The sequence below is a fragment of the Flavobacterium amnicola genome (genome assembly GCF_004122165.1).
In the GTDB taxonomy this organism is placed as follows: domain Bacteria; phylum Bacteroidota; class Bacteroidia; order Flavobacteriales; family Flavobacteriaceae; genus Flavobacterium; species Flavobacterium amnicola.
In genome coordinates this window covers 87,161-112,900 of record NZ_SBKO01000003.1, presented here as the reverse complement: position 1 = coordinate 112,900, position 25,740 = coordinate 87,161, and the positions used below count along the sequence as shown (strand labels likewise).

Annotated in this window: 26 protein-coding genes and 1 tRNA gene; 18 read left to right on the top strand and 9 right to left on the bottom strand. The window is 34.3% G+C overall.

Annotated elements, in window-relative coordinates:
- Window positions 1-71 precede the first annotated feature (71 nt).
- The 4 genes from EQG63_RS08785 to EQG63_RS08770 form a co-directional block, all read right to left on the bottom strand.
- Window positions 72-1,382, bottom strand: coding sequence for an ABC transporter permease (locus EQG63_RS08785; protein ID WP_129436002.1), 1,311 nt, complete (start codon window positions 1,380-1,382; stop codon window positions 72-74).
- Entirely contained in the window at window positions 1,382-2,305 is a 924-nt protein-coding gene (locus tag EQG63_RS08780) for an ABC transporter ATP-binding protein (protein ID WP_129436001.1), read from the bottom strand. The genes EQG63_RS08785 and EQG63_RS08780 overlap by 1 nt, the downstream gene beginning before the upstream one ends.
- A 122-nt stretch (window positions 2,306-2,427) precedes the next feature.
- Window positions 2,428-3,546, bottom strand: coding sequence for a molecular chaperone DnaJ (gene dnaJ / locus EQG63_RS08775; RefSeq protein WP_129436000.1), 1,119 nt, complete (start codon window positions 3,544-3,546; stop codon window positions 2,428-2,430).
- A gap of 42 nt (window positions 3,547-3,588) precedes the next feature.
- Window positions 3,589-4,161 (bottom strand): nucleotide exchange factor GrpE, encoded by a 573-nt coding sequence (locus tag EQG63_RS08770; RefSeq protein WP_129435999.1) that lies wholly within the window; start codon window positions 4,159-4,161, stop codon window positions 3,589-3,591.
- Window positions 4,162-4,310: 149 nt separating this feature from the next.
- Here EQG63_RS08770 and EQG63_RS08765 point away from each other — a divergent pair, with 149 nt between their 5' ends.
- A complete protein-coding gene (locus EQG63_RS08765) occupies window positions 4,311-4,973 on the top strand; it encodes a YceI family protein (RefSeq protein ID WP_129435998.1) in 663 nt (220 codons plus the stop codon).
- 7 nt (window positions 4,974-4,980) lie between these two features.
- Here the strand turns inward: EQG63_RS08765 and EQG63_RS08760 are convergent, their stop codons facing one another.
- Both EQG63_RS08760 and EQG63_RS08755 read right to left on the bottom strand, forming a co-directional pair.
- Window positions 4,981-5,895 carry a TIGR01777 family oxidoreductase gene (locus tag EQG63_RS08760; protein ID WP_129435997.1) on the bottom strand — a complete coding sequence of 305 codons (915 nt, stop codon included), beginning with the start codon at window positions 5,893-5,895 and terminating at the stop codon, window positions 4,981-4,983.
- Between the two features lie 73 nt (window positions 5,896-5,968).
- The gene (locus tag EQG63_RS08755) at window positions 5,969-6,424 is read right to left on the bottom strand and encodes a DUF4442 domain-containing protein (protein ID WP_129435996.1); all 456 of its coding nucleotides are present in this window, start codon (window positions 6,422-6,424) and stop codon (window positions 5,969-5,971) included.
- 289 nt (window positions 6,425-6,713) lie between these two features.
- Between EQG63_RS08755 and EQG63_RS08750 the strand changes: the two genes are divergently transcribed.
- The 6 genes from EQG63_RS08750 to EQG63_RS08725 all read left to right on the top strand — a co-directional run bounded on the left by EQG63_RS08750 (window position 6,714) and on the right by EQG63_RS08725 (window position 12,172).
- Entirely contained in the window at window positions 6,714-7,178 is a 465-nt protein-coding gene (locus EQG63_RS08750) for a DUF4870 domain-containing protein (protein ID WP_206733264.1), read from the top strand.
- Window positions 7,179-7,354: 176 nt separating this feature from the next.
- Window positions 7,355-7,684: a PadR family transcriptional regulator gene (locus EQG63_RS08745; RefSeq protein ID WP_129435995.1), complete on the top strand. Its 330-nt coding sequence runs from the start codon at window positions 7,355-7,357 to the stop codon at window positions 7,682-7,684.
- Between the two features lie 5 nt (window positions 7,685-7,689).
- Window positions 7,690-9,408, top strand: coding sequence for a PspC domain-containing protein (locus EQG63_RS08740; RefSeq protein ID WP_129435994.1), 1,719 nt, complete (start codon window positions 7,690-7,692; stop codon window positions 9,406-9,408).
- A 5-nt stretch (window positions 9,409-9,413) separates the two neighbouring features.
- Window positions 9,414-10,493, top strand: coding sequence for a M23 family metallopeptidase (locus EQG63_RS08735; RefSeq protein ID WP_129435993.1), 1,080 nt, complete (start codon window positions 9,414-9,416; stop codon window positions 10,491-10,493).
- A gap of 31 nt (window positions 10,494-10,524) precedes the next feature.
- A complete protein-coding gene (locus tag EQG63_RS08730) occupies window positions 10,525-11,253 on the top strand; it encodes a head GIN domain-containing protein (RefSeq protein ID WP_235827824.1) in 729 nt (242 codons plus the stop codon).
- An 82-nt stretch (window positions 11,254-11,335) separates the two neighbouring features.
- Window positions 11,336-12,172, top strand: coding sequence for a GIN domain-containing protein (locus tag EQG63_RS08725; RefSeq protein WP_129435991.1), 837 nt, complete (start codon window positions 11,336-11,338; stop codon window positions 12,170-12,172).
- A gap of 60 nt (window positions 12,173-12,232) precedes the next feature.
- On the opposite strand, the gene trxB is transcribed toward EQG63_RS08725, so the two are convergent.
- Entirely contained in the window at window positions 12,233-13,183 is a 951-nt protein-coding gene (gene trxB, locus EQG63_RS08720) for a thioredoxin-disulfide reductase (protein WP_129435990.1), read from the bottom strand.
- A 163-nt stretch (window positions 13,184-13,346) separates the two neighbouring features.
- Here trxB and EQG63_RS08715 point away from each other — a divergent pair.
- From EQG63_RS08715 to scpA, 6 genes are all read left to right on the top strand, one after another.
- A tRNA-Pro gene (locus EQG63_RS08715) sits at window positions 13,347-13,421 on the top strand.
- 299 nt (window positions 13,422-13,720) lie between these two features.
- On the top strand, window positions 13,721-14,329 hold the full coding sequence (gene udk / locus EQG63_RS08710) for a uridine kinase (RefSeq protein WP_129435989.1): 609 nt from the start codon (window positions 13,721-13,723) through the stop codon (window positions 14,327-14,329).
- Between the two features lie 125 nt (window positions 14,330-14,454).
- The gene (locus EQG63_RS08705; protein ID WP_129435988.1) at window positions 14,455-14,784 is read left to right on the top strand and encodes an FtsB family cell division protein; all 330 of its coding nucleotides are present in this window, start codon (window positions 14,455-14,457) and stop codon (window positions 14,782-14,784) included.
- Window positions 14,785-14,814: 30 nt separating this feature from the next.
- Window positions 14,815-16,149, top strand: a complete 1,335-nt coding sequence (locus tag EQG63_RS08700; protein WP_129435987.1) for a methylmalonyl-CoA mutase subunit beta — start codon at window positions 14,815-14,817, stop codon at window positions 16,147-16,149.
- A 12-nt stretch (window positions 16,150-16,161) separates the two neighbouring features.
- Complete coding sequence (locus EQG63_RS08695; protein ID WP_129435986.1) at window positions 16,162-16,614, top strand: hypothetical protein; 453 nt, start codon at window positions 16,162-16,164, stop codon at window positions 16,612-16,614.
- Window positions 16,615-16,623: 9 nt separating this feature from the next.
- Complete coding sequence (gene scpA / locus EQG63_RS08690) at window positions 16,624-18,753, top strand: methylmalonyl-CoA mutase (RefSeq protein ID WP_129435985.1); 2,130 nt, start codon at window positions 16,624-16,626, stop codon at window positions 18,751-18,753.
- Window positions 18,754-18,845: 92 nt separating this feature from the next.
- Here scpA and EQG63_RS08685 read toward each other — a convergent pair whose 3' ends face one another.
- The gene (locus tag EQG63_RS08685; protein ID WP_129435984.1) at window positions 18,846-21,986 is read right to left on the bottom strand and encodes a DEAD/DEAH box helicase; all 3,141 of its coding nucleotides are present in this window, start codon (window positions 21,984-21,986) and stop codon (window positions 18,846-18,848) included.
- Window positions 21,983-22,372 (bottom strand): (deoxy)nucleoside triphosphate pyrophosphohydrolase, encoded by a 390-nt coding sequence (locus tag EQG63_RS08680; protein WP_235827823.1) that lies wholly within the window; start codon window positions 22,370-22,372, stop codon window positions 21,983-21,985. The genes EQG63_RS08685 and EQG63_RS08680 overlap by 4 nt, the downstream gene beginning before the upstream one ends.
- A gap of 236 nt (window positions 22,373-22,608) precedes the next feature.
- Between EQG63_RS08680 and EQG63_RS08675 the strand changes: the two genes are divergently transcribed.
- Genes EQG63_RS08675 through dapB form a run of 5 tightly spaced genes read left to right on the top strand, consistent with a single transcriptional unit; the run spans window position 22,609 to window position 25,737 of the window.
- Window positions 22,609-23,373: a ParA family protein gene (locus EQG63_RS08675; protein WP_129435983.1), complete on the top strand. Its 765-nt coding sequence runs from the start codon at window positions 22,609-22,611 to the stop codon at window positions 23,371-23,373.
- Between the two features lie 18 nt (window positions 23,374-23,391).
- Window positions 23,392-24,294, top strand: a complete 903-nt coding sequence (locus EQG63_RS08670; protein WP_129435982.1) for a ParB/RepB/Spo0J family partition protein — start codon at window positions 23,392-23,394, stop codon at window positions 24,292-24,294.
- A complete protein-coding gene (locus EQG63_RS08665) occupies window positions 24,294-24,851 on the top strand; it encodes a DUF5683 domain-containing protein (protein ID WP_129435981.1) in 558 nt (185 codons plus the stop codon). The genes EQG63_RS08670 and EQG63_RS08665 overlap by 1 nt, the downstream gene beginning before the upstream one ends.
- Complete coding sequence (locus tag EQG63_RS08660) at window positions 24,851-25,033, top strand: hypothetical protein (RefSeq protein WP_129435980.1); 183 nt, start codon at window positions 24,851-24,853, stop codon at window positions 25,031-25,033. The genes EQG63_RS08665 and EQG63_RS08660 overlap by 1 nt, the downstream gene beginning before the upstream one ends.
- Window positions 25,033-25,737, top strand: coding sequence for a 4-hydroxy-tetrahydrodipicolinate reductase (gene dapB, locus EQG63_RS08655; protein WP_129435979.1), 705 nt, complete (start codon window positions 25,033-25,035; stop codon window positions 25,735-25,737). Before EQG63_RS08660 ends, dapB begins: the two co-directional genes overlap by 1 nt.
- Window positions 25,738-25,740 lie beyond the last annotated feature (3 nt).

Sequence of the window (25,740 nt, the reverse complement as noted above, 5' to 3'; positions counted from 1 at the left end):
GATTCGTGGATTTGTTAATTCAGTTATTCGAAATTACAAAATCAAATTAACAAATAAACGAATTACCAAATTTAGTACTTAAGCCATTTGTATAATTCTTTCCAAGTTGGTTTTTTTCCATACATTAAAATACCTACTCGGTAAATTTTGGAAGCAAACCAAACCACTCCTAAAAACGTTCCAAAAAGCAACACTAAGGATAGTATCAATTGCCAAACCGGAACTCCGAATGGAATACGCATTAACATTACTATTGGTGAAGTGAAAGGAATCATAGAGAATACAGTGGCAACGGTTCCGTGTGGATCATTAATTACGGTAAAAAATCCGACATAAATACCCAACATCAACGGCATAATGATTGGTAACAAGAATTGTTGCGAATCGGTTTCAGAATCTACAGCAGCTCCAATCGCCGCATATAACGAGCTGTATAAAAAGTATCCTCCAATGAAATAAATCAAAAAGAAACTTACCGTCAATAATACCGGAATTTCTTGATAATATAAATTGATTTTTTGCATTAGTGAAGCTACAACATTGGCATTTTCTGGAATATTATTCATGGCTTGTGCAGCGGTGGAAGCGTCGGCAGGATTGGTTCCAAAAATCATGGATGCACCAATAATCACTACTAATCCGATAATTACCCAAATCATGAACTGAAGAATTCCGGCCATCGCATTTCCAATAATTTTACCCATCATCAATTGGAAAGGCTTTACCGATGAAATGATAACTTCAATAATTCTTGACGTTTTTTCTTCAATCACACTTCGCATGACAAAGTTTCCATAAATGATTATAAACATCATAATCAAGTAGCCAAAAGCACCTCCAAAAAAGACTTTTACTTCGTTTAAAAATTTCAATCCTTCTTCTCCTGAGAACTTAGTGATGTGTAATTCGGAAGCTACTTTTGCTTTTTCAATTTTGGTAGAATCAAATCCTAATTCTTTTAGGTTATTGTTGGTGAGTTGATTGTCGATTACTTTTTCGATTCCGGAAACAAATTCAAGACTTGGACTTTCATCTGAAATATATTGAACCGAATTCACTAATTCTTTTGGATTTCCAACTTTTGGAACATACAACAAACCTTCATAATTTTTAGAAGCAGTATCTTTTGCTAATTGCAAAGGCATCTGCGACAAATCAACATATTTTGTATCGGTAGTATTTTTAAAATCCGATTTTAAGAGTCCGATTTCGTCGTGAATGGCTATTTTTTTAACTTCTCCTTTATTCATGTTAGTTAAAAAGGCTATTAAAAAAGACATTCCAACAAACAATAATGGACTTAAAAAAGTCATTACGATAAATGATTTATTACGCACTTTGGCAATAAATTCTCTCTTTATAATTAATGATAAAACTCCCATTATTTTTGACTTACAGTTTGAATAAATATATCGTTAACACTTGGAATATTTTCGGTAAAATGAGTGACTTGTCCGTTTTTGACCAAAACTTCTAACAATTCATTTTGCGTGCGATTTCCTAAATCGATTTCTAGTTTTAAATCATCATTTAACGATTTGAAATTGGTTTGACCCACTGTGAATTTTTGTGTCAAATCGTACATAAAACCTTCCACATTGGGAGAAATAATTCCGACTTGGAATTTGTGTGTACGATACTGACGTTTTACATCTTCCAATTTCCCTTCAATTAGTTTATTCGATTTATGAATTAAGGCGATGTAATCACACATTTCTTCCACACTTTCCATTCGGTGGGTTGAAAAAATAATAGAAGTCCCTTGTTTGTTTAATTCGATGATTTCGTCTTTAATCAAATTGGCATTAACTGGATCAAATCCCGAAAACGGTTCGTCTAGAATTAAAAGTTTTGGTTGATGTAAAATGGTCACAATAAACTGAATTTTTTGCGCCATTCCTTTGGAAAGTTCTTGGATTTTTTTGTTCCACCAACCTTCAATTTCAAATTTCTCGAACCAATACTTCAATTGTTTTTTAGCATCGTCATACGGCATTCCTTTCAATTGTGCCAAATACAATGCTTGTTCCCCAACTTTCATTGTCTTGTACAAACCTCGCTCTTCCGGCATATAACCAATATAGGAAACGTGATGGGGTGCCAGTTTTTCACCTTCTAACAATACTTCACCGCTATCGGGTAAGGTAATTTGATTGATGATTCGAATTAGTGAGGTTTTTCCCGCTCCATTCGGACCTAATAGTCCGTATATACTTCCTTTAGGAACTTGTAATGAAACCGAATTTAAGGCTGTATAATCGCCATATTGCTTCACTACATTTTTGACTTCAAGAATGTTGTTCATTATGTTTGTTTGATTTTATGTAAAAGTATTAATCTTATTGCTAGATTAGATACAATTGTAATGGAAATGTTACAAAAAAAATCCCACTATTTTGTGGGACTTTTTAAAATATTTATTTGACCTTATGAAAACATGTCTTTTACTTTTTCGAAGAATGATTTTTCAGATTTTTCAGGTTGTGGAGCGAAATTGGCGTCTTCTAAATTCGATTCGAAAAATTTCTTTTGTTCTTTAGAAAGATTTTTAGGTGTCCATACATTGACATGAACCAATAAATCTCCGCTTCCATAACTATTTAAACTTGGAATTCCTTTTCCTTTCAAACGCAATATTTTACCCGATTGAATCCCTTCTTCCAATTTGATTCTCACTTTTCCATTCACGGCTTCGATATCTTTGGAAACTCCTAAAATCGCTTCTGGATAACTGATATATAAATCATAATGAAGATTCTCCCCTTCACGTTTTAATGTTTCGTGCTCTATTTCTTCGATTGCGACAATCAAATCACCTGCCACTCCGTTTCCGGGCGCATCGTTTCCTTTTCCAGAAACTTTCAATTGCATGCCATCTACAACACCCGCCGGAATTTTGATTGATACAGTTTCGTCTTCCAAAATCATCCCTTGTGCATCGGCATTGTTTGGTTTTTTATCAATAATTTGACCCAAACCACTACAGGTTGGACAAGTTGTTGCGGTTTGCATTCTACCCAAAATGGTATTGGTAACACGCATTACTTGACCTTGCCCGTTACAAGTGGAACAAGTTTTATAGCTTACCCCTTCCGCTTGGATTTTACGTTTAACTTTGACTTTTTTCTCTACTCCATTGGCAATTTCTTCCAAAGTAAGTTTTACTTTAATTCGAAGATTGCTTCCTTTGGCGCGACGTTGCCCGCCTCCACCTCCAAAACCATTAAATCCACCTCCAAAAGCACTTCCGAAAATATCTCCAAATTGACTGAAGATATCGTCCATGTTCATGTGATGTCCGCCACCATATCCACCAGCACCATCAAATGCGGCATGACCATATTGATCGTATTTGGCTTTCTTTTGGGCATCGCTTAACACTTCATAAGCTTCTGCGGCTTCTTTAAATTTTTCTTCAGCAGCTTTGTCACCTGGATTTTTGTCAGGATGAAACTCAATCGCTTTTTTGCGGTACGCTTTTTTAATTTCAGATTCCGAAGCGTTTTTGTTAACGCCTAATATTTCGTAAAAGTCTTTCTTGCTCATAATTCTATCCCTTCGACTATGCTCGGGGCGACAATTTTAGTATTAATTTCCAGTAACTACTTTAGGGAAACGAATAATTTTGTCTCCTAATTTGTATCCTTTCTCGATTACATCTACCACTTTACCTTTTAGTTTATCACCAGCAGGAATTTGAGTAATGGCTTCGGCAAAATCGGCATCAAAAACATCGCCAGCTTTAATATCTACAACCTCTAATCCTTTAGACATTAAAGTAGATTTCAATTTTTCGTGGATTAGTTCGACACCTTTCACTAAAGCTTCATCCTCTGATTTAGAAATTTCAGCCCAAGCTCTGTCAAAATCGTCCATTACTGGCAACATGGCTTGAAGCACATCTTGGTTGGCAGTTTTAAACAACTCGATTCGCTCTTTCGATGTACGTCTTTTATAATTTTCAAATTCAGCAAAAAGACGTAAAAATTTATCTTTTTCGGCAGCTAAATCATTTGTCAATTGTTCTTCAACGCTTAATTCTTCTACTATTATCTGCTCTCCATTAGCATTATGTTCTAATGTTGCTTCATCAAATTCGCTATCCATTTCAGTATTCTCAGTAGTCATTTGTTTATTATTTTTAAATATTTTTTTAAACATAGTTTATAGCTTGCAAAAGTATTGCCAAATCACATATAAATGTCAAAATGTCATTGTTTTTTTTCATTTGGTATTGTAAAGACCGCTTAACTTGCTTAACTTAGTAGCTATTAATACGTTACGACTTTTAAACCATAAAAATTGACTTTATGAAAATTTTATACTTATCACTAGTTTTCGGTGTAGTAACATTCACAACTTCTTGCAAAAAAGAAAAATCAGAACCGAATGAACCTTATAAAATTGCAAAACCTTCGGCAACAGATGGAACGATCTATGCCTTAGATATAAATGAGTCAGTAGTCAATTGGTCGGGTTCAAAACCAGGAGGAAAACACACCGGTATTATTAAATTAAAAGAAGGCTTCATCACACTAAAAGATACTGTGATTACCTCTGGACGCTTTTTCATGGATATGAATACCATCACTGTAACCGATTTAAAACCTGAAGATGGAAAAACAGATTTAGAAAACCATTTAAAAGGATTAGGAGACAAAAAGCAAAAAGACCATTTCTTTAATGTGACCAAATATCCAACCTCTGATTTTAAAATTACTAAAGTAGAAAAAGCTGAAGGCAACTTTTTAATTTATGGCAATCTATCTATAAAAGGAATAACAAAAGCTGTTAATTTTCCAGCAACTCTTACTATTAATCAAAAGGAAGTAACTATCAACAGTGATACATTAACCTTAAATAGAACCTATTTTAATGTAAAATATGCTTCTAAGTCTTTATTTGGAGATTTGAAAGACAAATTCATTAATGACGATATTAAAATACAAGTCAAGATAAGGGCAACACGTTAGTTTTCTTTTACTTTTTTTGCTTCAACAAATTAGAAAAGGCAGATTCAATTTGCGTAAAATGAAATTCAAATCCGCTTTTTTCTGCTTTAAGAGAAGATACCTTTTGTGAATCAAAAAGTAATGCATGCATTTCACCTAAAATCAAATTCATTATAAATTTAGGGATATTTGGGAAAAACAGCGGTTTTTTCATTTCGCGTGCTAAAGCAAACATAAACTCACGATGTGTAACCGGGTTTGGCGCCACTGCATTGTAAGTACCTGTCCAGTTATTTTCAATTGAAAAAACAAACAACTGGGCTAAGTCCTTAATATGAATCCAAGATTGCCATTGTTTCCCTGAGCCAAAAACAGCCCCCAATCCAAACCGTACGGGTTTAATCATACTGGGAAGTGCTCCGCCTTTGGTGGATAATACTAAACCTATTCGAAGTTTACAGACATTGATATTCAAACGTGAAAACTGATTGACAGACTCTTCCCATTTGACCACAACATTACTCAAGAAAATATCTTTAAAATCGGTAAATTCTTCAGTATATAAATTAGAGGTACTACTAGGATAAATTCCAATTGCCGAAGCAGAAACAATTTGTTTGACTTGATTTGGATGATTTTTAAGTGTTTGAAATAATAAATTAGAGGAAAGTACTCGGCTCTCTACTATTTCTTCTTTGTAGTGTGTCGTCCAACGTTTAGCAATTGTGGCTCCTGCCAAATGAATGATAGCATCGACACCTAAAAGGCAGTTTTCATCAATTTCACCTGTTTTAGGATTCCAATAAAAACCTTTGGTATTAGTCTTAACAGTAGCTTTGGAAGCATTGGTGGTTAAATAATGTACCGTAATTCCTTTGGTATGTAAAACTTTTACTACCGCTTTTCCTACTAGCCCTGTTGCCCCTGTAATTAAAACTTTCACGACTACTTCTTTTTTTTATACAAAGTTAATTACAGAAAAATAGTACTTTCAGTTAATTGTGAATAGTTTAACGCTATTTTTTTATTCGTAAGGTCCATTCAAACTCCATAACCGAAACTTGGTCGCCTTTTTCATCAACACCAACAGATTTCATCCAGATGGTTTGTCCTTCACCAGTGGCAATAGTTCTTTCTATTGCTTCGGTAATGAGATGGCCGTCAGTACAGGTAAAAGTAATTCTCCCTGTTGCTTTTTTTGTAAAGGAACCTTTATTATTAAGTACTAACATTGAAATATTCTTCCCGCTTTCTTTGATTTTTTTCATTACCAATGCCCCAGTTGTAAGCTCTGCCGCCATAGCTTGAACCGCAAAATACATAGAATTGAATGGATTTTGGTTGAACCAACGGTGTTTTACGGTTACCACACAATGGTTTTCAGCAATTACTTTCGTACGTACTCCACTCCAAAAAGCAGAGGGTAATTTGAAAAATAAGAAGGTATTTAGTTTTGCAGGAGTAAATTCCATAGTTGATTTTTTTTGCTAAAGTACTAAAAAATACTATGCATGCCTAATAAATTTAAAATTTATCAAAATGCAAAAAAACAGTTCATTTTTAACAAAACTCCAGTATTTAATATACTTAACCCTACTTTTTAGAAAATATTCAAAATTTTAAATTGTTAAAATTTTGTTAATAATTAGTACTTTGCTTTGCATAATACTTGTTTTTAACCTTATCTTTGTATAAGAAATTAATAGTCTAAAGAAAGTATTATTCAGTTTTAATCATCATTAATCAAATAAATCAAAAATCATGGAAACACTAACAGTAACAAAACAAGAAAAAAATTTCGCTTCATTTATTCATTTGAGCGCATTAAGTAAATATTTTATTCCATTAGGGAATTACATATTACCTATCGTTTTATGGACAGTAAAGAAAAACGAATCCGCTTATGCTGATTACAATGGAAAACAAATTATCAATTTCCAATTGAGCATGCTTTTATATAACATTATGTTATTATTAATTTCCATTCCAACTATTTTGGCAACAGTCTTTAGTAATTTTTCATGGAATGAAATAGAAAGTGGCAACTTAGTGTTGAACGAAGCAAACATTGCAAGCTTAACTGGTGTAGGTATTTTTGGAATTTTTTGTATCGTAATTCTAGGAGCTTTAACAATAGCTGAATTCTTCCTAATCATTTATGGTGCCATCAAAGCCAATGAAGGCAAATATTTCAAATACCCATTGACTATTAATTTTATAAAATAAGTTTTAATCATCAATCAATCAATCAATCAATCAATCAATCAATCAATCAATCAATCAATCAATCAATCAATCAATCAATCAATCAATCAATCATCACCCGAGGCGCAACTGAACTGTTTGGAGCGTAGCGGAAAAAATCAAAAAATGAACAGTTTAATCACAAAAAAAGGAATCCTATGAACATTGAGAACACAAAAGCTCAGATGCGTAAAGGGGTTTTAGAATTCTGTATCTTATCGGTTTTAAAAGAAAAAGATGCCTACACTTCTGAAATACTTGACACACTGAAAAACGCAAAGCTACTTGTTGTAGAAGGCACCGTATATCCGCTGCTAACAAGATTAAAAAATGACGGATTACTCAACTATCGTTGGGAAGAATCTACCTCGGGACCACCAAGAAAATATTACGGTTTAACCGAGGACGGAAAAGAATTTTTAAAAGAATTAAGCCTAACCTGGAATGAACTCGCAGGGGCGGTAAACACAATAACCACGCAAAACTAAGTGCTATGAACAAGACAGTAAATATGAATTTAGGAGGTTTCTTCTTTCACATAGATGAAGACGCTTATCAAAAATTAAATCGCTATTTTGATGCGATTAGAGCTTCACTCTCAAAAGATGGTCGCGATGAAATTATGAACGATATTGAAAGTAGAATTTCAGAATTGTTTTCTGAAAAACTAACTACAAACAAGCAAGTTCTTAGCCTTAAAGATGTCGATGATGTTATTGCCGTTATGGGACAACCAGAAGACTATAAAATCGAAAATGACGAACCTACCAATTATGCTTATACCAATACTAGCAACAACAAAAAACTGTATCGTGATAGAGAAAGTGGATTAGTGGCTGGGGTATGTTCTGGTTTAGCGCATTATTTTGGAGTAGATGTTGTTTGGATCAGAGTAGCATTAGTACTATTAGTGTTTGCAGGATTTGGAACTGGAATTTTAGCGTATATCATTTTATGGGCCGTAACTCCAGAAGCCATTACTACCTCTGAAAAATTAGAAATGAAAGGGGAACCGATTAACATTTCCAATATAGAGAAAAAAGTAAAGGAAGGCTTCTCCGAATTTAGTGATACTCTAAACAATTTGGATCATTCTAAAATTGCCACCGAAGCTAAAAACGGAGCTCAAAAAATTGGAAGCACATTAGGTGATATCATCATTGCAATTATGAAAGTATTTTCAAAATTTGTAGGAGCAATAATGGTACTTGTTGGAGGTGTAACCCTTATTAGTTTGTTAATCACATTATTCACTATGGGTTCTACAGAGCACATTCACATGCCATGGTTAGAATATTTCCAATCGTTCAATTACACCAATACATCCATGTGGATAATTGCTTTCTTATTCTTTTTAGCGATCGGAATTCCATTTTTCTGCCTAGTGCTATTAGGATTGAAAATATTGGTAAACAATTTAAGATCAATTGGAAACATTGCTAAATACACATTAGTTTCAGTTTGGATTTTGGCTGTATTAAGTTTAATTACAATCGGTGTAAAAACATCTAAAGAAGTTGCTTTTGAAAACAAAGTAATGAGCAAAAGTACTTTAGACTTATCGCCAAATGACACTTTAACCTTAAAGTTTCGCAACAGTGATTTTTATGCAAAAGATGTGGATGACAGAGATGACTTCCGATTTGTACAAGACTCTTTAGGGCACGATTTTATCTATTCTAACGATGTTAATTTAGAGATAATGCCTACTGACGGAAATGTAGCGTATATCCAAATTGAAAAAATCGCTAATGGAAGTTCAATGACAGAAGCTAGAAAAAGAGCCAATACTATTGAATACAAGTTCGAAAAAGTTGGAAATACCTTAATTTTTGACAACTATATTTTAATGGATGTAAAAGATAAATTTAGAGATCAAGAAGTGAAAATCTATCTGTATTTACCAAAAGGAACGCATATTAAACCAGATGCTTCTTTACGAAATTATGATAGCACAGATGGCGACTATTTTACTTTTTACCCAGAATCAAATGATTATATCTATAAAGTTGGCGAAAGCAAAATAAGCTGTCTAAATTGCCCTAAAAACATTGAAGAAGATTGGGATAACGAAGATAGCGACGATGAAAACACATCGGTAATCATTAACGAAGATGGCGTACAAATTAAAAAAGACACTACCATTACAAATTCAAAAGAAATTAAAGAATTAAAAATTAACGAAGACGGGATTATCATCAAAACCAAATAATTAAAATGAAAATCATCAATCAAAAAATCAATCCGTTCTTTTCTTTATTTGCTTTATTTATTGGAACAACATTTGTAGCGCAGGACTTCATCAAAATTGCGCACAAACCAGAACAACCTTTAATTGAAAAAGTCAACAATTCAACGGTTTTGAATTTCGATTTTATCATCGAAAATCAGTCGAAAGACACTTTGAAATTAACAAAACTGGAAGTTCGTCATTTTGACAAAAACAACATCCTAGTACTGCAAAAGTTCCTAGACAATAATGGTACAGCTCCTAGTATAAACACCATTCCTTCGAAAAATTGGGATGGTGTTTCTAAAAAGCTTTTGTTTAATCCGTTTCCTGAAATGCATTCGGTTACTGTAAAGTTGGAATACATTTTTACGTTCAATAATACGATTGAAGTTAAAAAAACCGTTATTCCGAAAGAATACATTCAAACAACGAATTTTATTTTGCCATTAAAAGAAAAACTATTGGTTTATGATGGCCATGATTTTAATTCACATCACCGTCGTTTCGATTATGAATTTGAATTCATCAAGCAACTCGGTTTTGAAAGTAATTTTATGAGATATGCCTACGACTTTGCCGTTGTAAACAATGAGAACAAACAACATACCGGAACTGGGGAAAACAATTCCGATTGGTTTGGTTTTGGAAAAGAAGTGTTGGCAGTGGCCGATGGAGAAATAGTTGCTTTGGAAACATTAAAGTTAGACGACAAGAATTTTGATGTTCCTTCACTAAAAAAGAATCCGTTAGCACTTTATGGAAACTATGTCGTAATCAAACACAGCGACAATGTTTTAAGCATGTATGCGCATTTAAAAAATAAAAGTTCTGAAGCCTTAAAAGTGGGTGACAAAATAAAAAAAGGTCAAGTAATAGGACAAATTGGAACTTCGGGGAGTTCGTTTTTTCCTCATTTACATTTTGAAGTTAGAAATGGTATCGATCACAAGACCGAAGGAATCCCTTCTTATTTCAATAATTATTCCTTACATTTAGGGGCCTTAAAACAAGAAATTAAAAAAGGAACAGTAAATACAGGAGATATAATTCAATCAAATCAATAAACAACAAACCAACTAAAAAATGATACAGGTTATGATACATTTAGTAAAAATAGTAATCGCTTTTGTAGTAGCGTTATTATTTAGTTCATGTAATATGAACATGAATTTTGATGGGAAGTCCATAAAAGGAAGCGGCAATGTTGTTACCCAACAACGTAATGTAAAAGATTTTACTAAAATTGAAGTCAAAAGAGGGATTGAATGCATTGTTACGCAAGGAAATCCTTTTAAAGTGGAAGTGGAAGCCGACGACAATTTACAAGAAGGAATTCTAACGACTGTCGAAAATGGAACATTAAAAATTAACTCTGAATACAACAATTACCATAACGCTACCAAAAAAGTATACGTACAATTACCTGTGATAGACGCATTAGAATCGACCAGTGGATCTGAATTGAAAACCAACGGGGTGATTAAAAGCAACACTATTCTTTTAAAATCAAGTAGTGGAAGTGATTTATATGCCAACATCGAATCGGAAAAAGTAGCTTTAGAATCTACCAGCGGAAGCGATTTAAAAGTGGAAGGAAAAGCCATAGATGTTACAACAGCATCCTCTAGTGGCAGTCATATAGATGCTCAAAAATTATTAGCCAATAATGTCGTTGCACAAAGTTCTAGCGGAAGTGATACAGATGTTCATCCCATACTTTCTTTAAAAGCAAAAGCCTCTAGCGGAAGTAGTATTGATTATCATTCCAATCCGAAACAAATTTCAAAAGAAGAATCTTCTGGAGGAAGTGTTGACGGGCATTAAAAAATTAATACTCAATTTATTTAAAATCATTCATATCCGTGAATGATTTTTTTATATTTGTGCAAATCAAATACCCGCACAAATGAAAAAAATTACTTTTCTGCTTATAACATTGTTATGTACTACTTTGGCTTTTGCTCAAAAGAAGGAAAAAGTAAAAGGAACCAAAATTCTTAAAACCGAAAAACACGAAATTGCTTCTTTTCAAGAAATTGAAATTGAAGATAATTTAGAAGTGTTTTTAGTAAAAGGAGATCAAAACTCAATAGAAATTGAAACGGATGACAATTTGCATTCGGCTATCGATTTTAAAAATTATGGTAAAATATTGCGATTAAACACCAACAAAGAAATTTCGGGATTCAAAAAATTAGAAATTCGAGTAACCTATACTGATAGTTTAAAATTGGTTTCGGTAAAACACAACGCCAAACTAAGCGCAATTAGCGAATTAAACGTAAAGAATATTACCGTTAAAACATTCGATTATTCTAAATCTTCATTAAATGTAAACGCGCCTAATTTTACCTTAATTACCAATGATAAGTCGGAAATCAATTTAAATTTAAAAAGCGATGATGCTTCTATAGAGATGAGTAAAAACTCCGAATTGAGAGCCATCATAAATTCAAACAAATTGAAATTTGACTTGTATCAAAAAGCCGAAGCTACTATAGATGGTGCTACCAATGAATTAAAACTACGTTTGGACAATAATTCGAAATATACAGGTACCAATTTAACGTCAAAAATGACCAGTATTACGATTGAAGGAACAACAGAATGTGGCGTTTTTTCTAATGGAAATTTGAGTATTTCTGCTGCAGGTAAAAGTAAGTTAAGCATTTACGGAGATCCAAAAATAGAAATCAAGAAGTTTGCTGATGAGGCAATTTTACAAAAGAAATTAAAGCAATAACCTACATAAAAAAAAACCAACCGAAAGGTTGGTTTTTTTTATTCTATATAGGAAAGCTTATTAATGTTCTTTAGCTGCCAAATAGCGTTCTGCATCTAAAGCCGCCATACAACCCGTTCCTGCCGCAGTAATTGCCTGACGGTATACATGATCGGCAGCATCACCAGCTACAAATACACCTGCCACATTTGTTTTAGAAGTTCCAGGAACATTTACAATATAGCCCGTTTCATCTAACGTGATAAAGTCTTTAAAAATATCGGTATTCGGTTTATGTCCAATAGCTACAAAGAAACCAGTGGCTGGAATGTCATGTTTCTCACCAGTAGCTCTATTTACAGCTCTAACTCCAGTAACTACTTGACCATCACCTAACACTTCATCGGTTTCAGTATGCATTAAAATTTCGATGTTTTCTGTTTTGCGAACACGTGCTTCCATAATTTTAGAGGCTCTAAATTGTTCGCTACGCACTAACATTGTTACTTTTTTACACATTTTGGCCAAATAATGTGCTTCTTCACAAGCACTATCTCCTGCTCCAACGATGACAACTTCTTGATTGCGATAAAAGAAACCATCACACACTGCACAAGCCGAAACACCACCACCAAGATTCAAGTATTTTTGTTCTGAAGGTAATCCTAAATATTTTGCTGAAGCCCCGGTGGAAATAATTACCGTTTCACAGTGTAATTCAATGCTATCATTAATCCAAACTTTATGGATATCTCCTGAAAAATCTACTTTAGTAGCCCAACCGTTGCGAATATCAGTTCCAAAACGCTTGGCTTGTTCTTGCAATTGCACCATCATTTCCGGACCGGTAACTCCTTCAGGATAGCCTGGGAAGTTTTCCACTTCATTGGTAGTTGTTAATTGTCCGCCAGGTTGTGTTCCTTGGTATAAAACGGGATTCATGTTGGCTCTGGCAGCATAAATTGCAGCAGTATATCCTGCTGGCCCCGAACCGATAATAAGGCATTTTATTTTTTCAATTGAATTTGACATAACTTAAAAATTTTGAAGTCCAAAAATACAGAAATTAAACCTGATAAAAAGAAATGCAAATCACAGTTATCAATAGTTTTATAAACAATCTTGATATTTGCCATAAAAAAAAATCAGAAACTCTTTTTTTACTGAAAAAACTTATTATATTTGCACCCGCTTTCGGGGTGTAGCGTAGCCCGGTTATCGCGCCTGGTTTGGGACCAGGAGGTCGCAGGTTCGAATCCTGCCACCCCGACGAAAGTAGAATCCTTCTTGTTTACAAGGAGGATTTTTTTATTTTAAAATACTTGAATTTATTCCAAGTGATTTTTAAATAAAACAAAGACTACGGTTTTGTAACAACCGAAATGGATTCACTTTTAGCAACAAAACCAATTTCAGGATATGCAATCCTGCCACCCCGACGAAAGTTAAAATCCTTCTTGTTTACAAGGAGGATTTTTTTGTTTGAATCCGATAAAAAACATAAATTCTAAACAAAATACTCTAAAAAATATTTCCTACTTTTGCCCTTTACCCACAACACACTTTTATATGTTAATAATAGGCATTGCAGGCGGAACAGGTTCAGGAAAAACAACTGTTGTTCATCAAATCATGAACGAATTACCCGAAACAGAAGTCGGTATTATTTCTCAAGATCATTATTATAGAGAAACTAGTGATTTGTCACTTGAGGATCGTACCAAAATCAACTTCGATCATCCGCGTTCCATCGACTTTGAACTTTTAGTGCAACATCTAAAAGATTTAAAAGACGGCAAACCCATTGACCAACCTGTTTATTCTTTCGTAAAGCACAACCGTACTGGCGATACTATTCATACCCATCCCCGAAAGGTAATGATTGTCGAAGGTATTTTAATCCTAACCAATCCAGAACTTCGCGAAATGTTTGATATCAAAATTTATGTCCATGCCGATTCTGATGAACGCTTAATTCGCCGTTTAAAACGCGATATTGCCGAGCGTGGTCGCGACATGGAAGAGGTTTTAAGCCGTTATCAAACGACTTTAAAACCAATGCACGAACAATTCATCGAACCTACCAAAGCCCATGCCGATATCATTATCCCGAACGATAAATACAACACGGTGGCTATTGATGTGGTACGAGCAGTAATTAATCAGCGTATTTCATAAATATTTACTATTTTTAGGAGCTATTTCCTGCTATCCGTTGCAATCTGTCATTGCGAGCTTGCGAAGCAATCTCACACCAACAGGATTTCCACTATTATCAGGGCTAGTGTAATTGCATTTCAAAAATGAAAAACCCTTTCAAAAAAATAATCGAAAACAATAGTTGGCTCCAATTCTTGGGGAACAAATACTTTATTGTTACCGTTTTTTTTATTGTATGGTTACTCTTTTTAGACAATTATTCCTATTTAGATCATCGGCTTTTAAACAAAGAAATTGAAGAGCTTGAAGACAATAAAAAATACTACCAAGACGAGATCACTAAGGATAGAAAAAGCATCAAAAAGCTTAAAAATCCTGCCGAAATTGAACGGTATGCTCGCGAAAAATATTACATGAAAAAAGAAAACGAAGATATTTACATCATAGAATTTGAAGGCGATACCATCGAGTAAGCTTCAAAATAATAAAATACAAATAACAGAATGTCAAAAGAGTTATTTAACGAATTCGATGCGGTTTCCTCCAAACAATGGAAACAACAAATTCAGTACGAACTGAAAGGTGCCGATTATAACGAAACATTGGTTTGGGAAAGTCCGGAAGGCATAAAAGTCAAGCCATTTTATCATATCGATGAGACCGTAACTCCGGCTCAAATCACTACGTCGGCCACCAACTTCAAAATCGTTCAAAATATTTTTGTGCATGATGTAGACAAATCGATCACAAGAGCCTTAGACACCTTATCGCGTGGTGCGGAAAGTATTCGATTGACTATTGCAGACGAAACTATTGCTGTAGAGAAATTGTTACATGCTATTCCTTCCGATGTTCAAGTGTACATCAAACCTACTTTTTTAAAGGCTGAATTCGTAAAAAGCATACAATCCGTAAGACCAGATACCATTATAGAATTGGATCCAATCGGACAATTAGTAAAAGATGGCAATTGGTTTTCCAATCTTGATGCCGACTTTACTACACTCAATCAACTCAATGCAACGCTAAGTGTAAATGCCGAAACCTATCAGAATGCTGGTGCCAACATGGTACAGCAATTGGCTTATATTTTAGCACATGTGAATGAATATTTCAACCGCGTTTCAGCTATCGATAAACCGATAACGATAAACGTCGCTGTCGGCACCAACTATTTCTTCGAAATTGCCAAACTTCGTGCGCTGCGACAACTATTCAATGCATTAGCAAAAGAATACAATCATCAATTCGATTGCCACATCATTGCTACTCCAACTAAGCGAAATAAAACCTTATACGATTATAACGTAAACATGCTTCGCACGACAACCGAATGCATGAGTGCGATTTTAGGAGGTGCCAATGCGGTTTCGAATCTAGCGTATGACGCGATTTATCATAAAGACAACGAATTTGGAGACCGAATTTCAAGAAACCAATTATTAGTGCTTAAAAAAGAGAGTTACTTTGACAAAGTCAACAATCCAGCAGATGGTGCTTACTATGTGGAAGAAATCACCAAACAACTAGCCGAAAAAGCTTTACTTTTATTTAAAGAATTAGAAGCCAATGGCGGATTTATTACCCAATTGATAGAAGGAAATATCCAACGAAAAATAAAAGAAAGCGCCGAAAAAGAACAAACTTTATTTGATGAAGGAAAAGAAACCTTACTCGGAACGAATAAATATCCAAATAAAAATGACCGAATGAAAGACGATTTAGAACTCTATCCATTCGTAAAAATACAACCCAGAAAAACCCTAATTACTCCAATCATTGAAAAACGCTTGGCGGAAAAATTAGAACAAGAACGATTAGCCACCGAAAACCAATAAACTTTCAACAACATGAAAAAATTAATTTCAATCCTATTAGTATTTCTATCCCTAACTACAGTAGCTCAAAACAAAAAGCTAGAAGCGGCAAACAAAGTAAATGGCAAAACGGTACTTTTTGAATCAGGTACTCGAGTAAAAATAACCACGCTAGATCGTAAGAAATTTGTCGGAGATTTAGCCGTAAAAGATGCTGAAACCATTACAGTTAACGGAAATGATGTCGCTTTAAGTAACATTGGAAGTATAAAAAACTACACCAAAGGAGGCCGTACTGCAAAAAACATTCTATACGGAGTGGGCGCTGGACTTATCGTAGGTTCGGGAGTAGCTGGTGCTGCTAAAAGTGGAAGTGCTTTTGCTTTATTTATGGGAGGAACAGCAACAGCTATCACTGGTGCATTGGTAAACAACAAACATAAAACATTGGTTTATCGCAACTATATTTTCAAAGTTGTGGAATAGTAATCATTTATGAGAAAAAACATTCAACATATTACTTTAAATTCAGAAGTCAGAAATCAAAAATCGGAAGAAATCGTTTCGAGCCCATTTCTAACTGCTGAAGGGATCGAAATAAAACCAACCTATTCTGTATCCGACATCGAAGGATTAGAACACTTAGAGTTCGGAGCAGGTTTTGCGCCCAACTTACGAGGCCCATACGCTACCATGTATGTTCGTCGTCCTTGGACAATTCGACAGTATGCCGGATTTTCAACTGCAGAAGAAAGTAATGCCTTTTACAGAAGAAATCTTGCTGCGGGACAAAAAGGATTGTCGGTTGCGTTTGACTTAGCCACACACCGTGGTTATGATTCTGATCATGAAAGAGTGGTTGGAGACGTCGGTAAAGCGGGTGTTGCCATCGATTCGGTGGAAGACATGAAAGTGCTTTTCGACCAAATTCCACTTGATGAAATGTCGGTTTCGATGACCATGAATGGTGCGGTTTTACCCATCATGGCCTTTTATATTGTCGCTGCCGAAGAACAAGGCGTGGCACCTAACCTATTGTCGGGAACCATACAAAACGATATTTTGAAGGAATTCATGGTACGTAATACGTACATTTACCCACCTACGCCTTCTATGAAAATCATTGCCGATATTTTCGAATATACGAGCAACAAGATGCCGAAGTTCAATTCGATTTCGATTTCGGGTTATCACATGCAAGAAGCGGGAGCTACCGCCGATATTGAATTGGCCTATACGTTAGCTGATGGATTAGAATACATCCGTACCGGATTGGCCGCAGGAATGGATATTGATACCTTCGCTCCTCGCCTTTCTTTTTTCTGGGCAATTGGGATGAACCATTTTATGGAAATTGCCAAAATGCGTGCCGGTCGAATGTTGTGGGCAAAACTCTTAAAACAATTCAACCCAAAAGACGACAAATCCTTAGCCTTACGAACGCATTGTCAAACTTCAGGTTGGAGTTTAACCGAGCAAGATCCTTTTAATAATGTAGCCCGTACTGCCATTGAAGCCGCTGCGGCTGCCTTTGGCGGAACCCAATCGCTACACACCAACGCTTTAGATGAAGCTATTGCTTTACCGACCGATTTCTCGGCACGTATTGCGCGTAATACGCAAATTTTCTTGCAAGAGGAAACCAAAATTTGCAAAACGGTTGATCCTTGGGCGGGAAGTTATTATGTAGAAAGTCTGACTGCTGAAATTGCCGAAAAAGCTTGGGCTTTGATGGAAGAAGTAGAAGAATTAGGTGGCATGACCAAAGCGATTGAAGCCGGAATTCCAAAATTACGTATTGAAGAAGCGGCAGCACGTAAACAAGCGCGCATCGACAGTGGGCAAGATATTATTGTGGGGGTGAACCAATACCGATTAGACAAAGAAGATCCCTTACATATTTTAGAAGTGGACAACCAAACGGTTCGTAAACAACAAATTGAACGTTTGGAGCAAATCAAAGCGACACGTGATACAGCCAAAGTACAAGCAAGCCTTTCAAAATTGATCGAATGTGCCAAAGGAAATGGTGGAAATTTATTAGAATTGGCCGTAGAAGCGGCGCGAAACAGAGCCACTTTAGGTGAAATTAGCGACGCTTTAGAAACGGTTTTCGGAAGATACAAAGCACAAATTAGAAGTTTTAGTGGCGTGTATAGTAAAGAAATCAAAAACGACGAAAGCTTTGAAAAAGCAAAACAATTAGCAGATGCCTTTGCTAAAAAAGAGGGACGTCGCCCACGAATTATGATTGCCAAAATGGGTCAGGACGGACACGACCGTGGTGCTAAAGTAGTGGCCACCGGTTACGCCGATGTTGGTTTTGACGTAGACATTGGGCCATTATTTCAAACGCCACAAGAAGCAGCGAAACAAGCCGTGGAAAACGACGTACATATTTTAGGGGTTTCTTCTTTGGCAGCGGGACACAAAACCCTCGTACCACAAGTAATTGAAGAACTCAAAAAATACGGTCGTGAAGACATTATGGTGATTGTAGGTGGAGTAATTCCAGCACAAGATTACCAATACCTTTTTGACGCCGGCGCGGTTGCCGTTTTTGGTCCTGGAACTAAAATTAGTGAAGCAGCGATTAGTATTTTGGAAGTTTTGATGGAGGAGTAACTCTCAACCAGTCATTGCGAGGCACGAAGCAATCTCACATTATAATTAAACACTAACAGAAATGTTGGTGTTTTTTTTGTTTACAAAAGACACTATCCAATAGACATTTTTGCAGAATCTTTCCATAAATAATTTGGCATAGGCTCATTTAGCTCCCATTTGATATTCATTGGTTTAGATCCTTCGCTTTCCAAAAAGTTTCCTTCACCAATAAATACATAACCCATTGTATTTCCATTCTTGTCGTTTGCTTTTTCTCTAACAAAAAGAAGAATTTTTTTATTGATTTCAAGATGATTTATGTATGATTGTCCTTTAGAAGTTTCTGGTCCATAAGCATTATGAGATTGCCAATGAAATAAAGTTTCATTGATAGCATAATCATCATACATTGTGGTTGGTGAGAAATCTTCTTCTGATTTAATTAAATTAATAAAAAGAATCTCTGTATTCAATTTTGCATTAAAAGCTGCACCTTCTCTATTAGAGGATTTTTTATTAAATGTACTTAATCCAAAAGCAACTAATATTTGGTCTCTTGTATATCGGGCATGCAACTTCAAAGGTTGTTCGTAAGGAAGTTTAATATCAATTTCTTTAAAACCAATTTTATCAACTAATAGTTCTAATACTTCATTAATTTCCTTAACAAGAGTTTTGTTTTTTCCAATTTGATTTATACTTTTTTCTAACGAATCAAACCCTCCTGCATTTTGCCAAACATCGTAATGTAGCATTAATATCATTGTTTTTTCATTTTGACTAAAATCATCAATTTTAATGTCAAAATTTTGTTTTGCTATCTGTAAGATGAAATTGAAATAACTTATCGAATTAGTGGAAAGCCATTTTTTTGCAATTGCCGAATAAATTTGTTTTTCATTGATTGGTTCAAAATCATCAATCACTCCTGCTTTTTGACATAATCTCGACCAACTATCTTTTTTGTAAATGGTTTCAATTGATAAATGATTTAAACTAATAAAATTTTCTAATGTTAATGGTAACGTTGTTTGATGTTGAAAATTTCTAATCTTTGCTATCAACTGATTTACATTTAGTGATGTTGCTCTTTTGATGTTTTCTAAAATATTTTCTTTAGCCTTCTTTTCTAAAATAACGGAACATCCTAAGGGTAAATGAGGAAAATCATCTTCTATTTCCTTTTGCACAGATGTAGTAGTTTTTCCAATCAATGCTCTAAACTTACTTTCAAAATCATATTCTGGTCTTGAATTTCCAACAAAATCCAATACTGTTAGACAATCTTTTCCTTCAGCCAAACGTAATCCACGTCCTAATTGTTGAAGAAAAACTGTCAAACTTTCTGTTGGTCTTAAAAACAAAACAGTATCAATTTCGGGTATATCAACACCTTCATTGAAAATATCTACGACAAATAAATAATTGAATTCTTTTTTCTTGAATTGTGCTCTAATTCTATCTCTTTCACTTGAATTTTTACTTGTCAAACATTCTGCTTTTAAACCCGCTAAATTGAACTTTTCTGTCATAAATATTGCATGTTCGACAGTTACACAAAATCCAATTGCTCGCACATCATTTATATCATTTGTGTACTTCTCAAGATTTGAAATTATTTGACCAACACGCACATCATTTTTTGTATATAAACTCGTCAATTCACTTGCAACGTACTTTCCTTTTTCCCATTTTACATTAGTTAAGTCTATACTATCTGTAATTCCAAAATATTGGAACGGACTTAATAATTTCTTATTTAAAGCTTCAGGAAGTCTAATTTCGGCAGCAATACGATTACAGAAATCCTCCAAAATATCTTCATCATCCATTCTTTCTGGAGTTGCTGTTAACCCTAAAAGAACTTTTGGTTTAAAGTAATTTATAATCGGTCTATAAGTTGATGCAGATATATGATGTACTTCATCTACAATAATAAAATCGTAATATTCCGGTGAAAGTTTAATTTCTTTTAGTCGATTATTTAAAGTTTGAACCGAAGCAAAAACATATTCATTTGAGTTTGGTTCCATTCCATCAACCCATAAATCGCCAAAATTATTGTCTTTTAAAATTCCTTGAAAAGTTGCTTTTGCTTGTTGTAAAATTTCTTTTCTATGAGCCACAAAAAGTAACTTCGATGATTGGTTATTATTTCTAAAATTTTTATAATCAAAAGCAGAAATAACTGTTTTTCCAGTTCCTGTAGCTGCAACTAAAAGATTTCTATATCTATTATGAACTGATCTTTCAACTTCTAATTTTTCAAGAATTTCACTTTGATAATGAAACGGTTTTAAATCAAAATAAGATGTTGTAAAAGTATATTCTTTAGAAAATTTTCCTTGCTTTAAAGCTTCAACTAACTTTACAGAATGAATATTTTTATCATACAATTCAAATTCTGAATTTTGCCAATATGCTTCGAATGTTTTCTTGAATTTATCAATAATATGACCAACTTCTTTGGTTGTTATTTTTAAATTCCATTCTAATCCATCTGTTAATGCAGAACGAGAAAAATTTGAAGATCCGATATATCCTGTATGAAAACCTGTTTTTCTTTGAAACAAATACGCTTTTGCATGTAACCTCTCATTTCCTGTATTATAAGAAACTTTGACTTCAGTATTTTTTAAAGAAGATAAAAACTCAACTGCTTTTGCATCTGTTGCACCAATATATGTTGTTGTAATTACTCTTAGCTTCCCACCTCGTTCAGTAAATTCTCTCAATTCACGTTCTAGAATTCTAATCCCTTTCCATTTTATGAATGAAACTAACAAATCAATTTCATCTGATGATAAAATTTCTTTTCTTAATTCACTTTCTAAAGTCGTCCCAGAATTTCCGCCTGTAAAAAGTTCACTATGAATTAATCTAGTGTAAGGTGTAATTTCTTTTAGGTGTAAATCTAAATCAGCAAAATGACTGTCTACTTTTGTAAATACAGCTTTTAATATTTTTCCTTCAGTTTCTATCAAATCATTTGCAAACTCTTCTCTTTTTAATTCTTCTTTTAAGAAGAAAATAATTTTATTAGCGATTTCAATTTGAGTTTCAAGTATGTCGTCACCTTTAATTAGATTAAAAGCTTGCTTTATAGTTTTGCCGATATGTTGAGATAATAATTGAGCAGCTTCTGCTTTGTCAATTAAAGTTTTCTTTATATGAAAAGTGTCTTTGTTTAATTCGTTTAATTTATAGTTTATCAGTTTAGTAACTAATTCTTCATACAATCCTTGGTTCATAGTTCCAGTTTTAGAAATTCTTTAACAATCGGTAAATCAGCTTCAGCCCAATCTAATTGCAAAAGTTCAGATTTTTCAAGTAACTTGTAGTCATTATGTTCAAATAAAATAATTTCTCCTGACACATATTCCGATAGAAATGGTATCAAATTAACAGTAAAAATTTCATAATTATAAATGCTATTAGTTAATTGTTTTACAACTTCAATTTCAATATTAATCTCTTCTTTGATTTCGCGTTTAATACATTCAACAACATTTTCACCCTCTTCCAATTTTCCGCCTGGAAATTCCCATTTCAATGGTAATTTCATTTTTTCACTTCTTTGAGTTACAAGTATTTTATTATTAATCTTAATGATTGCACAAGTTACATTTATCATCATGTATTTTTGTAAGTAAAACAAATGTATTTATTTCTTTTAAATAAAAAACTAAAAACCAGCCTCCCAGCTGGTTTTCTTATTTCAAATATACCTCCATTTTCAATTTTAAATTCATCAACAATAACTCAACCCTCCCAAAACCATTCCCAATCAAAACTTTACAAGATTGTTAACAAAATACATTTTCATATCCCATAATAAATTGTATTTTTACGGCTCAAAATTTCAAAAATCAAATGGGTAAAATCATAGCAATTGCTAATCAAAAAGGAGGCGTTGGAAAAACCACTACTTCCATTAATTTAGCGGCCGCATTAGGTGTTTTAGAGAAAAAAGTACTGTTAATAGATGCAGACCCACAGGCGAATGCCAGTTCGGGTTTAGGCATTGATGTGGAAAGTGTGGAAATTGGTACCTACCAAATTTTAGAACACAGTAATACCCCAGCCGATGCTATCGTTAAAAGTAGTGCTCCCAATGTAGACGTGATTCCTGCACATATTGATTTGGTGGCGATCGAAATAGAATTAGTCGACAAAGAAAACCGCGAATACATGCTAAAACAAGCCTTAGCAAGTGTGGTTGACCAATACGACTATATCATTATCGACTGTGCTCCATCACTAGGATTACTAACCTTAAATGCGCTTACAGCTGCCAATAGTGTGGTGATTCCAATTCAGTGTGAGTATTTCGCATTGGAAGGTTTAGGAAAATTATTAAACACGATAAAAAGTGTTCAAAAAATACACAATCCAGAATTAGACATCGAAGGCTTATTACTTACGATGTACGATTCTCGTTTACGTTTGTCAAATCAAGTGGTAGAAGAAGTGCAAAAACACTTCAATAACATGGTATTTGAAACCGTAATCCAAAGAAATATCAAGTTAAGTGAAGCGCCAAGTTATGGCGAAAGTATTATTGGGTATGATGCTACCAGTAAAGGAGCAACCAATTACTTACACTTAGCAGAAGAAATTATTAAAAAGAATAGTTAAGATTTAGGAGAAAGATATATGGCATTGGCAAAAAAACAAGCAATGGGTAGAGGATTATCGGCACTTTTGAAAGATCCTGAAAACGATATTAAATCGGTAACCGATAAAAATGCTGACAAAGTAGTTGGGAATATCATCGAATTGGAAATTGATTCGATTGAAATTAACCCGTTTCAACCGCGTACCAATTTTAACGAAGAATCTTTACAAGAATTAGCAACATCTATTCGCGAACTAGGAGTTATTCAACCGATTACGGTTCGTAAAATGGATTTCAACAAATACCAATTAATTTCTGGAGAACGCCGTTTGCGTGCTTCTAAATTATTGGGATTAAAAACGGTTCCGGCGTACATTCGCTTAGCCGATGACAACGAATCGTTAACCATGGCCTTGGTGGAAAACATCCAACGTCATGATTTGGATCCAATTGAAATCGCTTTATCGTACCAACGTTTGATGGACGAAATTCAATTAACACAAGAGCAAGTAAGTGATCGCGTAGGAAAAAAACGTTCTACCGTTGCAAACTACATGCGATTATTAAAATTAGACCCAATTATCCAAACGGGTATTCGCGACGGATTCATTTCAATGGGGCACGGGCGTGCGATTATCAATGTAGACAACCACGACGTTCAAACGGATATTTACCAAAAAATCGTAAGCGAAAATTTATCCGTTCGTGAAACAGAAGCTTTGGTGAAAGCGTATCATGAAGGAACGCCTGAAAAACCTTCCACTAACACAAAAACTACTGCTACTTCTTTTGAAATTGGAACTGAAGAGAAAAAAACCTTCAACGATTATTTCGGAACTAAAGTAGACGTAAAAGTAGCGGGTAATGGAAAAGGTAAAATTACTATTCCGTTTCATTCCGAAGAAGATTTCAACAGAATTATCAAACTAATTAAAGGTTAGTGAAATTTTGGTTATACATAGCACTGTTTAGTATAGGCTTTGGAAATTTTTCTGGATTTAGTCAAGATGAAATCAAATTAGTAGCCAACGATACTGTTACTACAACTATTGATCCTTTACGACCTGCCAAAGCGGCTTTTTTCTCTGCATTATTGCCTGGAGCAGGACAAGCGTACAATAAAAAATACTGGAAAATTCCAATTGTCTATGCCGCAATTGGAACGGGTATTTATGCGTACACTTGGAATCAAAAACAATACAACATGGTTCGTGATGAATACAAGAAACGACTTGCCAACGATCCGAATCTAAATCCTGAACTAACACGATTGACGGATGATCGTTTACTTACGGCTCAAAAAGGTTATCAAAGAAATCGTGATTTATCATTATTAATCACTTCCGCATTATACATTTTAAATATTGTTGACGCTAATGTTGATGCGCATTTGCAACAATTTAATGTCAATGGTAAACTGACAGTACGACCACAAATTCAACAAAACGAATTCACATATAAACAAAATGTAGGTTTAACCTTAAATTATAACTTCTGATGATGAAAAATAGAAAACTTCCAATAATTGCTATTCTTTTATCATTATCGATAATGAATTATTCCAGAATTAAAGGCACAGAAGCTATTCGAACCATCGAATTTCTTTCCATATTTGTAATTGGTTTGTTAAGTGGTTTGCTACTGCTAACTTTAATTGAAAAATTTAAAAACAAAGCGTAATGAAAATCGCACTTCTAGGATACGGAAAAATGGGCAAAGTGATTGAACGAATTGCTTTGGAACGCGGTCATGAAATAGTTTTGAAAAAATCAAGCAGCGCTTCTTTCGACGGACTAGAAACTGCAGATGTAGCTATCGATTTTAGTGTTCCTGATAGTGCCGTGTGTAACATTTCGGAATGTTTTGCAACTAATGTTCCTGTAGTGAGTGGTACCACAGGTTGGTTGGAAAAGTACAATGAAATGGTAGCGCTTTGTAAGAAAAAAAATGGAGGGTTCATTTATGGTTCAAATTTTAGCTTGGGCGTAAATGTTTTCTTTGAATTGAATGAATACTTGGCCAAAATAATGGCGAATTTAAATCAGTATAAAGTATCGATGGAAGAAATTCATCATACTCAAAAGTTAGATGCGCCTAGCGGAACTGCCATTTCATTAGCTAACGGAGTAATCAAAAATTCGGCTTACCAAGAATGGACATTAGAAAATCCGACGGAACATCAAATTCATATTGAAGCCAAACGAATTGGAACTGTTCCGGGTACACATAGTGTTTTTTATGATAGTGAAGTTGATCAAATTGAAATCAAACACACTGCTCACAGCCGTGAAGGATTTGCATTAGGAGCCGTGATTGCCGCCGAATGGTTGGTCGGTAAAAAAGGTATTTTCACTATGAAGGACGTATTAAATCTAGGTCGTTAGATC

Excerpts from the sequence above, each read along its gene's own strand:
- EQG63_RS08785 (WP_129436002.1), bottom strand. The coding sequence starts at position 1,382 with ATGGGAGTTTTATCATTAATTATAAAGAGAGAATTTATTGCCAAAGTG.
- EQG63_RS08780 (WP_129436001.1), bottom strand. The coding sequence starts at position 2,305 with ATGAACAACATTCTTGAAGTCAAAAATGTAGTGAAGCAATATGGCGAT.
- dnaJ (WP_129436000.1), bottom strand. The coding sequence starts at position 3,546 with ATGAGCAAGAAAGACTTTTACGAAATATTAGGCGTTAACAAAAACGCT.
- EQG63_RS08770 (WP_129435999.1), bottom strand. The coding sequence starts at position 4,161 with ATGTTTAAAAAAATATTTAAAAATAATAAACAAATGACTACTGAGAAT.
- EQG63_RS08765 (WP_129435998.1), top strand. The coding sequence starts at position 4,311 with ATGAAAATTTTATACTTATCACTAGTTTTCGGTGTAGTAACATTCACA.
- EQG63_RS08755 (WP_129435996.1), bottom strand. The coding sequence starts at position 6,424 with ATGGAATTTACTCCTGCAAAACTAAATACCTTCTTATTTTTCAAATTA.
- EQG63_RS08750 (WP_206733264.1), top strand. The coding sequence starts at position 6,714 with ATGGAAACACTAACAGTAACAAAACAAGAAAAAAATTTCGCTTCATTT.
- EQG63_RS08745 (WP_129435995.1), top strand. The coding sequence starts at position 7,355 with ATGAACATTGAGAACACAAAAGCTCAGATGCGTAAAGGGGTTTTAGAA.
- EQG63_RS08740 (WP_129435994.1), top strand. The coding sequence starts at position 7,690 with ATGAACAAGACAGTAAATATGAATTTAGGAGGTTTCTTCTTTCACATA.
- EQG63_RS08735 (WP_129435993.1), top strand. The coding sequence starts at position 9,414 with ATGAAAATCATCAATCAAAAAATCAATCCGTTCTTTTCTTTATTTGCT.
- EQG63_RS08730 (WP_235827824.1), top strand. The coding sequence starts at position 10,525 with ATGATACATTTAGTAAAAATAGTAATCGCTTTTGTAGTAGCGTTATTA.
- EQG63_RS08725 (WP_129435991.1), top strand. The coding sequence starts at position 11,336 with ATGAAAAAAATTACTTTTCTGCTTATAACATTGTTATGTACTACTTTG.
- trxB (WP_129435990.1), bottom strand. The coding sequence starts at position 13,183 with ATGTCAAATTCAATTGAAAAAATAAAATGCCTTATTATCGGTTCGGGG.
- udk (WP_129435989.1), top strand. The coding sequence starts at position 13,721 with ATGTTAATAATAGGCATTGCAGGCGGAACAGGTTCAGGAAAAACAACT.
- EQG63_RS08705 (WP_129435988.1), top strand. The coding sequence starts at position 14,455 with ATGAAAAACCCTTTCAAAAAAATAATCGAAAACAATAGTTGGCTCCAA.
- EQG63_RS08700 (WP_129435987.1), top strand. The coding sequence starts at position 14,815 with ATGTCAAAAGAGTTATTTAACGAATTCGATGCGGTTTCCTCCAAACAA.
- EQG63_RS08695 (WP_129435986.1), top strand. The coding sequence starts at position 16,162 with ATGAAAAAATTAATTTCAATCCTATTAGTATTTCTATCCCTAACTACA.
- scpA (WP_129435985.1), top strand. The coding sequence starts at position 16,624 with ATGAGAAAAAACATTCAACATATTACTTTAAATTCAGAAGTCAGAAAT.
- EQG63_RS08685 (WP_129435984.1), bottom strand. The coding sequence starts at position 21,986 with ATGAACCAAGGATTGTATGAAGAATTAGTTACTAAACTGATAAACTAT.
- EQG63_RS08680 (WP_235827823.1), bottom strand. The coding sequence starts at position 22,372 with ATGATGATAAATGTAACTTGTGCAATCATTAAGATTAATAATAAAATA.
- EQG63_RS08675 (WP_129435983.1), top strand. The coding sequence starts at position 22,609 with ATGGGTAAAATCATAGCAATTGCTAATCAAAAAGGAGGCGTTGGAAAA.
- EQG63_RS08670 (WP_129435982.1), top strand. The coding sequence starts at position 23,392 with ATGGCATTGGCAAAAAAACAAGCAATGGGTAGAGGATTATCGGCACTT.
- EQG63_RS08660 (WP_129435980.1), top strand. The coding sequence starts at position 24,851 with ATGATGAAAAATAGAAAACTTCCAATAATTGCTATTCTTTTATCATTA.
- dapB (WP_129435979.1), top strand. The coding sequence starts at position 25,033 with ATGAAAATCGCACTTCTAGGATACGGAAAAATGGGCAAAGTGATTGAA.